Source organism: Amycolatopsis roodepoortensis (assembly GCF_014873915.1).
In the GTDB taxonomy this organism is placed as follows: Bacteria; Actinomycetota; Actinomycetes; order Mycobacteriales; family Pseudonocardiaceae; genus Amycolatopsis; species Amycolatopsis roodepoortensis.
Map to the genome: position 1 here is coordinate 740,915 of NZ_JADBEJ010000001.1, position 11,997 is coordinate 752,911.

Genomic DNA, 11,997 nt, shown 5'->3' on the forward strand with positions numbered 1-11,997 from the left:
TGCGCGAAGGTATGCGCATGAACGTCGACGCGATGATCAAAGACCTCAGGACCCTCGTCGAGATCGAGTCGCCTTCGGGGGACATCGATGCTCTGACGGCGTCGGCGGAGGCGGTGGCCGCTCTCGTCGAGGCCCGCCTCGGCGGAACCGCGACCCTGGTCGAGAGTGCGGCGGGACCGCACGTCCGGTGGTCCGGCGGCGGTGAACCGCGCGTGCTGATCCTGGGGCACCACGACACCGTGTTCCCGATCGGCACGCTGGCGCGCCGCCCGTTCGCCGTGGCCGGCGGCCGCGTGACCGGGCCGGGGGTGTTCGACATGCTCGGCGGACTGGTGCAGGCGATCCACGGCCTGGCCGCGCTCGACGACCTCTCCGGGGTCGAGATCCTGGTGACGGCCGACGAGGAAACGGGTTCGCACGCGTCCCGCGCGCTCATCGAGGAACGCGCCCGTACGTGCGGCGCGGTGCTCGTGTTCGAAGGCGCGGCCGACGGCGGCGGGCTCAAGATCGGCCGCAAGGGCTGCGGCACGTTCGAAGTCGTCGTCACGGGCCGGGCGTCGCACGCCGGCCTCGAACCCGAGGCGGGCGTGAACGCCCTGACCGAAGCCGCGCATCAGGTGCTGGCGATCGCCGCGCTCGACCGGCCCGAGGCCGGGACCAGCGTCACCCCGACGGTCGCCTCGGCGGGAACGGCGAGCAACGTCGTGCCCGCGTCAGCGACCGTCGTGGCCGACGTGCGAGTCGAGACCACCGAGGAGAAGGAACGGGTCGAAGCCGGATTCGCCGCGCTCACCCCGCGCCTGCCCGGGGCGGAGATCACGGTGCGGGGCGGGATCCACCGGCCGCCGATGCCCGAGTCGGCCGCCGCGGACCTGTTCGCGATCGCTCAACGGCTGTTGCCTGGAGTCGCCGGGGTGTCCGTCGGCGGCGGGAGCGACGGCAATCTCACGGCCGCGATCGGCGTCCCGACCCTCGACGGGCTCGGCGCCGTCGGCGGCGGCGCGCACGCCGATCACGAGTATCTGCTGGTCGGCTCGATGGCGGAACGGGCGGAGCTGGCCGGTGGGCTGGTGAAGGCGATCCTGGGCCGCTGATCGCCAGTTTTTGCCCGATTTCGGGCAAGAACTGGCGTTTCGATCCCCCGATGTGCATGATGGGCTCCGTGGAGGACGCGGACATCGTCGAGCAGGTGGCCTTGTCGACGGGTCTGTCGACGGCCATCGCCGCCCGTGTCGTCGAGGACGTCCTGGCGTTCTACCGGCAGCCGGTCGAGCAGTACGTCCGGGAGCGGCATGCCCGGTTGCAGGCCGAAGGCAGGAAGAACCCCGAGATCTTCCCCCTTATCGCCGGTGAGCTGAACCGTCGTCTCGTCGCGCCTCCCGACCTGTCCGAGCGGCAACTGCGCCGCATCGTCTACGGCTGACGGACCACGCCCGTCCGTTTTCTTTTGTGAGGTTGACTCGTCATGTGCGGAATCGTCGGCTACATCGGTGGCCAGAACGCCGCCCCGATCCTTATCGAGGGGCTGACGCGGCTGGAGTACCGCGGCTACGACTCGGCCGGGATCTCCGTCCTGGGCGGTAAAGGCGCCCAGGTGCACCGGATCGTGGGGCGGGTGCGGAATCTGACGGCCGCGCTGCCCAAACGGCTCGCGGGCAAGGTCGGCATCGGGCACACGAGGTGGGCGACGCACGGCCCGGCGACCGAGGCGAACGCCCATCCGCACGTCTCCGAGGACGGCCGGATCTCCGTGGTGCACAACGGGATCATCGACAACGCCGACGCGCTGCGCGAGCAGCTCACCCAGGCCGGGGTGACGCTGTCGTCCGAGACCGACACCGAGGTGCTCGCCCACCTGATCGCGCGGTCGGGCGCGAAGACACTGGAAGACGCGGTCGTCGAGGCCGTCTCCCGCGTCACCGGCACCTACGCCATCGCCGTCACCGACACCGCGCACCCCGACCGGGTCGTGGTCGCGCGCAACGGTTCGCCGCTGATCATCGGCGTCGGCGACCGGGAGATGTTCGTGGCCAGCGACCTGTCCGCGCTGGTCCGGCACACCTCGCAGGTCGTGCATCTCGACGACGGCGAGTTCGCCAGCGTCTCGGCCACCGGTTACCGCACCTTCACCGTCGACGAGAGCGACACCGGCAAGGCCGCGACGGCGATCGACATTCAGGCCGACGACCTCGACCTCGGCGGGCACAAGCACTACATGTACAAGGAGATCCAGGAGCAGCCGGAATGCCTGGAGCGGATGATCCGGGGACGGCTGGACGACCGGTTCGGAGTGTCCCGTTTGGACGGTCTGAACCTGACTCCCCGTGATCTGCGCGGCTTCGCGCGGGTGAAGATCCTCGGCTGCGGCTCGGCGTACTACGCGGGCCAGATCGGCGCCACCATGATCGAGGACCTCGCACGGGTCCCGGCCGACGCGGAGGCCGCGTCCGAGTTCCGTTACCGCAACCCCATCATCGAGGCGGACACCCTCTACATCGCGGTCAGCCAGTCCGGCGAGACCGCGGACACCGCGTTCGCCGTCGAAGAGGTCAAGCGCAAGGGCGGCCGGGTGGTCGGTCTCGTGAACGTCGTCGGATCGACGATCGCGCGGGCCTGCGACGGTGGCCTGTACCTGCACGCCGGCCCGGAGATCGCGGTCGCTTCGACCAAGGCGCTCACCAACATGGCGGTCGGATTCGCGATGATCGCGCTGGCGCTGGGTCGCGTCCGCGATCTGTCCAACGCGGACGGACAGCGGATCGTCGCGGCGCTGCGCGCGCTGCCGAAGCAGGTCGCGGCCATCGTCGAGGCGGAGGACCGCATCGCCGAGCACGCCAAGATCTGCGCGGACGCGCGGAGCCTGTTCTTCATCGGCCGGGTCCGTGGGTTCCCGGTGGCGCGGGAGGGCGCGCAGAAGTTCAAGGAGATCTCGTACCGGCACGCGGAGGCCTATCAGACCTCGGAGCTCAAGCACGGTCCGCTCGCGCTGATCGACGAGGAGCTGCCGACGGTCGCGATCGTGCCGTCCGACGACCTGGCCGACCGCAACCTGGCCGCGATGCAGCAGATCAAGGCGCGCAAGGGGCAGGTGCTGGCGATCACCCACGACGACGTGGACTTCGGCGATCTGGACGTGCCGCGGTTCGTGGTCCCGCGTTCGGAGCCGGAACTCGACCCGATCCTGCTCACCATTCCGCTCCAGCTGCTGGCCTACCACGCGGCGCTGCTCCTCGGTCACGACATCGACAAACCGCGTAACCTCGCGAAGTCCGTCACCGTGGAATGATCTCCTGAGCCGTCGAAGGGGTCCGACATGAGGCAGTACCTGCTCGCCGTCCAGCTCGACGAGAGCGAACGGGACGCGCCCGCGGATGAGGTCCGGGCGATGCTGGCCAGGACGGGCAAGGTCACCGACGAGATGAAGGCCGCGGGGTCCTGGGTCTTCGTCGGTGGCCTGGAGCATTCGGACGTCTCCACGGTCGTCCGGCCCGTCGGTGGGACGACCACGATCACCGACGGGCCGTTCGCCGAGACGAAGGAACAGCTCGGCGGGTTCTGGGTGATCCAGGTCGAAGACCTCGACCAGGCGCTCGCCTGGGCGGAGAAATGCGCGCTCGCCTGCGGGCAGCCGATCGAAGTGCGGCCGTTCGGCGACCCGTCGCTCCCGTGATGGATTTCGACGGGATCTACCGGGCGGAATACGGCCGGTGCGTGGCCACCTTGACCCGTCTCCTCGGCGACATCTCACTCGCCGAGGAGGCGGTCCAGGACGCGTTCGCGACGGCGGTGGAGAAGTGGGCGGAAACGCCGCCCAATCCGGGCGCGTGGATCGTGACCACCGCGCGCAATCGCGCGATCGACCGCATTCGCCGGGAATCCACCCGCGAGGCCAGGCACGCCCAGGCGCTCCTCCTGCACTCGCCGGAGGAGCCGCGCGAGCTGGGACCGGTGCGCGACGACCAGCTCCGCATGATCTTCACCTGCTGCCATCCGGCGCTTTCGCCGCTCGCGCGGACCGCGCTCACCCTGCGCCTGATCGGCGGGCTGGAGGTGGGGGAGATCGCGCGGGCGTACCTCGTCCCGGAACCGACCGTGGCCCAGCGGATCGTCCGTGCGAAGAAGAAGATCCGCGACGCGGGCATCCCGTACCGCGTGCCGGCGAAGGACGAGCTGCCGGATCGGCTGGACTCGGTGCTCACCGTGCTCTACCTGGTTTTCAACGAGGGGTACACGTCCACGTCGGGTGACCTGTTGCGGACGGACCTCTGTGTGGAGGCGGTCCGCCTGACGAGGGCGCTCGCCGATCTCATGCCCGGCGAGCCGGAGGTGATCGGGCTGCTGGCCCTGCTCCTGCTCACCGAAGCCCGGCGGCCCGCTCGGGTGGGGCCGTCCGGTGAGCTGGTGGTGCTCGCGGAGCAGGACCGGTCGCTGTGGGACCGGGAACTGATCGCCGAGGGCCACGAACTGGTGCGGCGATGCCTGCGGCTCGGCCGTCCGGGCCCGTACCAGGTGCAGGCCGCGATCAACGCGGTGCACACGGACGGCGAGTCGACCGACTGGACACAGGTGCTGGCGCTCTACGACCAGCTGTGGCGGCTCACCCCGACGCCGGTCGTCGCGCTCAACCGCGCGGTCGCCGTCGCCGAGGTGCACGGCCCCGCGGCGGCACTGGCCGGGATCGAGGGACTGGAGCTGCCCGGGTATCACCATCTGCCCGCCACGCGGGCGAACCTGCTGGCCCGCCTCGGCCGGACAGCGGACGCCGTCGCCGCCTACGACGAGGCGATCGCCTTGGCCACCAACGACACGGAACGGGCCTTCCTGCGGGCCAAACGGGCAGTCCTGTCGTAGTTTCGGGCAACCGCCGCGCGCACTGTGTCCTCAATGGACAGACCGCCGCGGCCGGCCGGAGGGTTCCGTTGTCGGACCGGGGAGAAACCAACTATTGTCGCCATGACCGCTCATCCGCCAGGCAGGAGGTGACCGTTGTACGCCGAAGAGCGGCAGCGCGCCATCCTCAAACAGGCCCGGCAGAACGGCCGGGTCGACGTGGCGACGCTCGCGGCGGCCTTCGAGATCACCAGCGAGACCGTCCGCCGTGACCTGACGGCGCTGGAACGCAGCGGAGTGGTGCGGCGGGTGCACGGCGGCGCGATCCCCGTCGAACGGCTGGGCATCGAACAGGGGCTCGACGCCCGCGACGCGGTGATGACCGCGGAGAAGGACCGTATCGCCGTCGCGGCGCTGGAGCAGATCCCCGACGGGGGCTCGATCCTGCTGGACGCGGGCACGACGGTGGCCCGGCTGGCGAACCTCGTCCCCGCCGATCGCGGGCTGACCGTGGTCACCCCTTCGCTGCCGAACGCGTTCACGCTCGCCAACCGGCCCGGTGTCACGCTGATGCTGGTCGGGGGAAGGCTGCGCGGCCGGACCATGGCGTCGGTCGACGGCTGGGCGCTCGACGCCCTCAAGGACACTTTCGTCGACGTCGCTTTCCTCGGTACCAACGGTCTTTCCGTCGAGCGGGGGCTCACCACTCCGGACACCGCCGAGGCGATGGTGAAGCGTGCGGCCATCGCGTCCGCACGGCGGACGGTGCTGCTGGCCGATCACACGAAGATCGGCGACGACCATTTCGCCCGGTTCGGGGGCCTTTGCGACGTCGACACCCTGATCACCGACAGCGGAGTCGAACCGCGGAAGATCGACGACATCAGCCGGGCAGGCGTCAAGGTGATCATCGTTTGAAGCGTACGGGCGAGCGGCTCGCCGGATACCTGATGACAGCGCCGTTCTACGTCCTCTTCGGCGTCTTCGGACTTTTCCCGTTGCTCTACACCGCTTGGGTGGCGCTGCACCATTGGCATCTGGTCAACGGTGACACCGGGTTCGCCGGGCTGGGCAACTTCGCGGTCCTGCTTCAGGATCCGTATTTCTACAACGCGCTCTTCAACACGGTCAGCATCTTCATCCTTTCGACCGTCCCGCAACTGCTGGCCGCGCTCGGGCTCGCCGCGCTCCTCGACCGTCCCTTGCGGGCGAGGACCGTGTGGCGAGCGAGTGTGCTGTTGCCCAACGTCGTCTCGGTGGTCGCGGTGGCGCTGGTGTTCAGCCAGCTGTTCGCCGAGGACTACGGCGTCGTCAACTGGGCGCTCGGGCTGGTGGGGATCGACCCGGTGGACTGGCGGTCGGACCGGTTCGCCTCGCACGTCGCGGTGAGCACGATGGTGATGTGGCGCTGGACCGGCTACAACGCGCTGCTCTACCTCGCGGCCATGCAATCCGTGCCGCAGGAACGCTATGACGCCGCGATGCTCGACGGCGCCTCGCGCTGGCGGACCTTCTGGTCCATCACCGTGCCCGCGATCCGGCCGACCATCGCCTTCACCGTCGTCGTCTCGACCATCGGCGGGTTGCAGCTGTTCGCCGAGCCACAACTGTTCGACGACACCGGCGTCAACGGGACGGGCGGCGCCGACCGGCAGTTCCAGACGCTCGCCATGTACCTGTACGAAAAGGGGTTCGGCGAGTTCGACGCCGGATACGCGGCGGCCATCGCGTGGTTGCTGTTCCTGTGCTCGGCTGTGTTCGCGCTGGTCAATTTCTCGCTCGTGCGCCGGATGCGGGGCGGTGAGTGACCGTGGCGGCCAGGGAACGGACCGGTTTCGTCGTCTACGGGCTGCTGCTCGCCGTCGCCGTCGCGTCGATCTTTCCGTTGTACTGGTCGTTCGTGGTGTCCTCCAAGGACAATTCCGCCCTCGGTGAGACCACGCCGCCGCTGCTGCCCGGCGGCAATCTGGTCGAGAACGTGGGCAGGGTCTTCGGGACCGTCGACTTCTGGCTGGCGATGCAGAACTCGCTGATCGTCGCCGGCACGGTCACCGTGTCGAACGTGCTGCTCTCCAGCATGGCCGGGTTCGCCTTCGCGCGGCTGCGCTTCCCTGGCCGCGACTCGCTTTTCCTGGTGGTCATCGGTACGGCCATGGTGCCCGCCCAGCTCGGCGTCATCCCGCTCTACCTCGTGGTCGGGGAACTCGGCTGGTACGGACGGCTGGAAGCGGTCATCGTGCCGGGGCTGGTCGGCGCGTTCAGCGTGTTCTGGATGCGGCAGGCGTGCGAAGAGGCTATCCCCGGCGAACTGCTCGACGCCGGCCGCGTCGACGGCTGCTCGACGGTGCGGCTGTTCTGGCATGTCGCCATGCCCGCCATCCGCCCTCAGGCCGCCGTACTCGGGATGCTGACGTTCATGACCGCGTGGAACGACTTCTTCTGGCCGCTGATCGTGCTCGACCCCAACGCACATCCGACCGTCCAGGTGGCGTTGTCGCGGCTGGCGAGTGGTTACTTCACCGATTACTCGCTGATGCTCACCGCGGCGACTATCGGGGTGCTGCCCGTGATCGTGCTGTTCATCCTGCTGGCCAGGAAGGTGGTCGACGGCGTGATGCGGGGTGCGCCGCGGGCTTGACCGTGGTGGGTGTCGTTCGGGTCGCTGGGTCTGGTTTCGTGGGTATTTGCCGTTTTTCGGCGACGGCCGCTTCCTGCGGTCGGTTTGAGCAAGTTGGGCCGTGGCCGCGCCCAGTGTGATCGCGAGTGGAATTCAGCCCGATCGAGGCGTGACCGTTTTTCGGCGACCAAGCCGGTGCCGATCGTCGCGGACGAGGCTGTCGCCGTTTTTCGGCGTTGTCGTTGGGGAGCTACTGATAGCTGTCAGGCCGGCCTGCGGCGTGATCGCGAGCGGACTTCAGCCCGACGGTGCCGTGGCCGTATTTCGGCAACCGAGTTGGCGCCACTCGTTGTGGACCCGTGGCCCTTTTCCGGCGGCGGTTTCAGAATGGTGGCTCTTGGGTGCGGGGCTCGTGTAGCGGCGGTGGCGTGCTGTCGTAGCTGTGGCCGGTGGGTGTGGTGATGGTGAGAGTGCCGTCCTCGGCCAGCCGGTAGGTCCAGCCGGGCTCGTCCTTGAGCCGGTGGTCGCGGCGGCAGAGGTCGATCAGTTCGGTGTCGGCGGTGTGGCCGCCGTGTTGCCAGGGCAGGGCGTGGTCGAGGTCGCAGGTTTGGGCGGGGCGGTGGCAGCCGGGTCTTCGGCATTCCCGGTCTCGGACCCGGACGAACTCGTCCAGTCCGGTGGTGGGCCGGTAGCGGTCGCGGCCGAGGTCGAGGACTTGCCCGGAGAGCGGATCGGTGATGATCCGGCGCAGGACGGTGTCCGGGCCGGAGGCGATGTGCCGGGCCAGTGCGGCGGGGATGTGGCCGTGTCCGGCCAGTTCGGCGGGGTCGTCGTTCAGGCCGAGGTAGGTGTTGAGGTCCATGTAGAGGAACACTTCGGACCGTTCAGCTTTGCCACCTTGGCCGCCCAACATCAGATCGAGGGCGATGTCGGCGCGCAGCTGATCCAGCGTGCGGGTCTCCCCGCCGGTTTTGAGGGCGCGTGCCTCGCGGTCGATCCGGGTGTAGGCGGCGGCCACTTTCTCGACAGGGCCGTCCTCGACTTCGATCGAGGCGACGCCGATCTCACCCTGGCGGATCGACAACCGGCGCCCGGCACGGTGCCGTTCCGTGCGGCGGGCGGCACCCTCGCGGTCGGCCATCATCGCCGCGTGATTCGCTGCTTTCCGGATCTGCTCGGAGTTCCGGCCCGGCAGGCGGTCTTCCAGGACCTCGTCGACCGCGCGGGCGTCCTCGTCGGACAGCCACGCGGTGGCGGTGGCGACCTTCATCGCCCCATAACCACCCACCTGCCCCTGGTCCAGCAGCCCCAGCGTCCGAGGTAACCGCGTGGTCAGCGCCGCCGCCGTCGACACCAGACCGGCCGCGTGACCGTCCACAACAGACAGTGCGAACGCGACTTCCTGCGCCACGCTCGACGCGCCGTCACGGTGACGGTTGAGCTGCGCGAGCGCGCGGAACCGAACCGCCTCCAGGCGTGCGATGCCCTCCGACGCCGCGACGGCAGCGTCGACGGCATCGTTGTCCTCCAACGAATCCAAGGCGGCATTGACCTCCTGCAAAGCATCAGGTGAGGTGATTTCCTTGAGTAGCGCCACAGTGGCGTTGCGTGTGTCCACACACAGAAGCTACAACCGACCACCGACAGTTTCCGGGTCGTGCCTCGTCGTTTTCGGTGGCGTGTGTGAATTTGGTTGTGGTGTGGTCGTAGGTCTGGGTTGTTGTGTACGTGCGTGTCTGGAGGGGTGTTTGTTCCTGTGTTTCGAGGTTGGGCATGCGACTGGCCGCCGAGGGTTTCCTTGTCGGCGCGTCGTCGTTTTTCGGTGACGTGTGTCAGATTCGACGCCTATATGTCCGTGCAGGATCGTGTCGAAGTCGCGCATGCGAACTTCCATCGCCGAATTCCGGCAACAAAGCTGAGCCGTCAAAGACCGTTGCGCGCCACCACATCCGCGTAAAACCGCGCACTGTCCTTGAGTACCCGCTCCTGCGTTTCGAAATCCACGTGCACGAGGCCGAACCGCTGCGTGTATCCCATCGCCCACTCGAAGTTGTCCAGCAGCGACCAGGCCATGTAGCCGCGGACGTCGGCACCGCGTTCGATCGCGTCGTGCACGGCAGCGAGGTGCTCGGCGAAGTACCGGACGCGTTTTTCGTCGTGGACCCGCCCGTCGACGACCTCGTCCTCGAACGCGGCACCGTTCTCGGCGATCACGAGCGGCAGGCCAGGACAGTGTTCGTGCAGCCACAGCAACAGATCGGTGAACGACGAGGGCCGCTGTTCCCAGCCGAGCGAGGTCAGATCGCCGCGGGGCGGCTGGACGTCCATTCCGCGCAGACCGGGCAGCGGACAATTGCTGTCGGCCTCGGGGTCTTCGAGCGGGACCGCGCGGGCGGGCGCGTAGTAGTTGACGCCGAGGACGTCCAGCGGCTGCGCGATGATCTCCAGGTCGCCGTCGGCGATCGCCGGTTCCAGCGTGCCGAGATGCGCCAGATCCGCCAGCAGTTCGGGCGGGTAGCCGCGGCCCAACAAGGGGTCGAGGAAGAATCTGTTGTGCAGGAAGTCGAATTTGCGCGCGGCCTCGCGGTGGGCGACATCGTCCACATCGGTCAGCACCGGGGCGAAATTGAGCACGATGGACACCTCTTGCTCGCCGCCGGCAGACCGCAACGCCTGCGCGGCCTTACCGTGCGCGAGCAGGAGGTTGTGCCCCGCGACCAAGGCCGCGCCTTCGTCCTTGATACCCGGTGCGTGATCGCCGTTGCCGTAACCGATGAAGGCGGCGCAAAACGGTTCGTTGATCGTGGTCCACTGTCGCACCCGGTCTCCGAGTACATTGTGGACTGTCAGGGCGTAGTCGGCGAAAAGGCTCGCGAGGTCGCGGTCCGGCCAGCCGCCTTCCGCCTGCAGGGCTTCCGGAAGATCCCAGTGGTAGAGCGTCACCATCGGGGTGATCCCGTGCTCCAGCACCGTGTCGACAAGGCGATCGTAGAAGGTGAGGCCGCGTGGTTCGACCGTGCGGCCGTCCGGCATGATCCGCGACCACGCGACGGAGAACCGGTAATACGGCACGCCGAGCCCGTTCAGCAGCCCGATGTCCTCGCGGTAGCGCCGGTAGTGGTCGCACGCCGGGTCACCGGTGGCCACACCCGGCCGCGCGGTGAATGTGTCCCAAATGGACGGTCCACGGCCGTCCGCCGTCGTCGACCCCTCGATCTGGTACGCCGCCGTGGCCGTGCCCCAGCGGAACCCGGCCGGAAACCTGCGTGTCACGCCGTCCCCACTCAGTTGGCGGCCGCGGCGCGGCCCTCGGTCGCTGCCTGGTTCCATGCCTCGTCGAGCGATTGCTTCCCCTCTTCGACGCGGCCGAGCGCGTGCCCGTACACCGGGCGCACCTCGCCGTCGCGCAGCCCGCGGTAGTTCGGCCGCAAGGCCTCGGCGGAGGCCGCGAAGATCTTGCCGATCGGCGCGCCGCTGAAGTACTGACTGGTGTGGGAAAGCACGGCGGTGTCCTGGTACGCGCCCAGCGCGCTCGGCAGGAGCCCGCTTTCCAGGAAGATCCGCTTCTGCTGTTCGGGCGCGGTGAGCCAGACGGCGAGGTCGTAAGCCTCCTTGCGGTGTGCGCCCTGCTTCGGGACGGTCAGGAACGAGCCGCCCCAGTTCCCCGCCTTGCCCGGAACCGAGGTGACGTCCCATTTGCCCGCGAGCTCCGGCCCGCCCGCCTCTTCGATCTGGGTGAGCATCCACGCGGGACAGGTGATGGCGGCGAACCGGCTCTGCTTGATCGCCACCGTCCACGGCTGGGTGAAGGTGGTGACGGCGGCCGTCTCCTTCTTCAGCGCCATCCCGCCCGCCAATTCGAAGGCCTTGCGCACGTTGGGGTTCGTGTCGGCGATGAACCGCTCGTCCTTGGCGAAGTAGTTCTCCTGCGCCTGGTTGAGCATCGCCGTGTAGACGGTGCCCGCCGAGTCGGCGAACTTGACGTCGTCCGGTGCCTTGGCACTGAACCGCTCGCCGGTTTCGGCGAACTTCTCCCAGGTCGGCCACAGCGCGGCCACCTGGTCGCGGTCGGTGGGCAGGCCGGCGTTCGCGAACAGGTCGCGCCGGTAGCAGAGGGCGAGGCTGCCCATGTCGGTGCCGAGGCCCATCACGAACCTCCCGTTTTCGGCGGTGCCCTGGTCCCATTTCCAGGCAGGCCACTGCTCGCGGAGACCCTGCGCGCCGAACTCGGACAGGTCGCTGAACTTGTCCGTCGACTGGCGGAACTTGGGGAGATACTGCTCCTCGATCGCCACCACGTCCGCGCTGCCGCGTCCGGCGCCGAGGCCGGTGGCGAGCTGGCGGTGATGCGTTTCGAAGTCGGCGACCCGGCCCTCGACGGTGATCCCCGGATGGGACTTCTCGTACTCGTCGAAGAGCTTCTCGTACCCGAACTCGCCGAAGGTGGCGACGGTGAGCTTGATCGGGCCGCCGGCTTCCGGCGCGCTCGAACAGCCGCTCAGCAGCAGCACGAGGGCCGTCAATCCGGCCAGTACGCGGGTCATGGTTCT

The 11,997-nt window shown here is 68.6% G+C and carries 11 protein-coding genes; 8 read left to right on the forward strand and 3 right to left on the reverse strand.

Features of this window, described 5'->3' with window-relative positions; all coding sequences use genetic code 11:
* Positions 1 to 17 precede the first annotated feature (17 nt).
* From H4W30_RS03600 to H4W30_RS03635, 8 genes are all read left to right on the forward strand, one after another.
* Positions 18 to 1,094, forward strand: coding sequence for a M20 family metallopeptidase (locus tag H4W30_RS03600; protein ID WP_192741479.1), 1,077 nt, complete (start codon positions 18 to 20; stop codon positions 1,092 to 1,094).
* A gap of 56 nt (positions 1,095 to 1,150) precedes the next feature.
* The gene (locus tag H4W30_RS03605) at positions 1,151 to 1,423 is read left to right on the forward strand and encodes a hypothetical protein (protein ID WP_192742409.1); all 273 of its coding nucleotides are present in this window, start codon (positions 1,151 to 1,153) and stop codon (positions 1,421 to 1,423) included.
* Positions 1,424 to 1,465: 42 nt separating this feature from the next.
* A complete protein-coding gene (glmS, locus tag H4W30_RS03610; protein ID WP_192741480.1) occupies positions 1,466 to 3,286 on the forward strand; it encodes a glutamine--fructose-6-phosphate transaminase (isomerizing) in 1,821 nt (606 codons plus the stop codon).
* Positions 3,287 to 3,313: 27 nt separating this feature from the next.
* Complete coding sequence (locus H4W30_RS03615) at positions 3,314 to 3,670, forward strand: YciI family protein (RefSeq protein ID WP_192741481.1); 357 nt, start codon at positions 3,314 to 3,316, stop codon at positions 3,668 to 3,670.
* The gene (locus H4W30_RS03620) at positions 3,670 to 4,851 is read left to right on the forward strand and encodes an RNA polymerase sigma factor (RefSeq protein ID WP_192741482.1); all 1,182 of its coding nucleotides are present in this window, start codon (positions 3,670 to 3,672) and stop codon (positions 4,849 to 4,851) included. The genes H4W30_RS03615 and H4W30_RS03620 overlap by 1 nt, the downstream gene beginning before the upstream one ends.
* A 135-nt stretch (positions 4,852 to 4,986) precedes the next feature.
* On the forward strand, positions 4,987 to 5,748 hold the full coding sequence (locus tag H4W30_RS03625) for a DeoR/GlpR family DNA-binding transcription regulator (protein WP_192741483.1): 762 nt from the start codon (positions 4,987 to 4,989) through the stop codon (positions 5,746 to 5,748).
* A complete protein-coding gene (locus H4W30_RS03630; RefSeq protein ID WP_225948748.1) occupies positions 5,745 to 6,638 on the forward strand; it encodes a carbohydrate ABC transporter permease in 894 nt (297 codons plus the stop codon). Before H4W30_RS03625 ends, H4W30_RS03630 begins: the two co-directional genes overlap by 4 nt.
* A 2-nt stretch (positions 6,639 to 6,640) precedes the next feature.
* Positions 6,641 to 7,468 carry a carbohydrate ABC transporter permease gene (locus H4W30_RS03635; RefSeq protein WP_192741484.1) on the forward strand — a complete coding sequence of 276 codons (828 nt, stop codon included), beginning with the start codon at positions 6,641 to 6,643 and terminating at the stop codon, positions 7,466 to 7,468.
* 361 nt (positions 7,469 to 7,829) lie between these two features.
* Here H4W30_RS03635 and H4W30_RS03640 read toward each other — a convergent pair whose 3' ends face one another.
* The 3 genes from H4W30_RS03640 to H4W30_RS03650 all read right to left on the reverse strand — a co-directional run bounded on the left by H4W30_RS03640 (position 7,830) and on the right by H4W30_RS03650 (position 11,991).
* Positions 7,830 to 9,065, reverse strand: a complete 1,236-nt coding sequence (locus H4W30_RS03640) for an HNH endonuclease signature motif containing protein (RefSeq protein ID WP_318780523.1) — start codon at positions 9,063 to 9,065, stop codon at positions 7,830 to 7,832.
* Positions 9,066 to 9,370: 305 nt separating this feature from the next.
* Complete coding sequence (locus H4W30_RS03645; RefSeq protein ID WP_192741485.1) at positions 9,371 to 10,720, reverse strand: GH1 family beta-glucosidase; 1,350 nt, start codon at positions 10,718 to 10,720, stop codon at positions 9,371 to 9,373.
* Between the two features lie 11 nt (positions 10,721 to 10,731).
* Positions 10,732 to 11,991: an ABC transporter substrate-binding protein gene (locus H4W30_RS03650; RefSeq protein WP_192741486.1), complete on the reverse strand. Its 1,260-nt coding sequence runs from the start codon at positions 11,989 to 11,991 to the stop codon at positions 10,732 to 10,734.
* Positions 11,992 to 11,997 lie beyond the last annotated feature (6 nt).

Bases quoted from the DNA above. Each gene is read 5' to 3' on its own strand.
- H4W30_RS03650 (WP_192741486.1), bottom strand. From the start codon at position 11,991: ATGACCCGCGTACTGGCCGGATTGACGGCCCTCGTGCTGCTGCTGAGC.
- glmS (WP_192741480.1), top strand. From the start codon at position 1,466: ATGTGCGGAATCGTCGGCTACATCGGTGGCCAGAACGCCGCCCCGATC.
- H4W30_RS03600 (WP_192741479.1), top strand. From the start codon at position 18: ATGAACGTCGACGCGATGATCAAAGACCTCAGGACCCTCGTCGAGATC.
- H4W30_RS03620 (WP_192741482.1), top strand. From the start codon at position 3,670: ATGGATTTCGACGGGATCTACCGGGCGGAATACGGCCGGTGCGTGGCC.
- H4W30_RS03605 (WP_192742409.1), top strand. From the start codon at position 1,151: ATGATGGGCTCCGTGGAGGACGCGGACATCGTCGAGCAGGTGGCCTTG.
- H4W30_RS03615 (WP_192741481.1), top strand. From the start codon at position 3,314: ATGAGGCAGTACCTGCTCGCCGTCCAGCTCGACGAGAGCGAACGGGAC.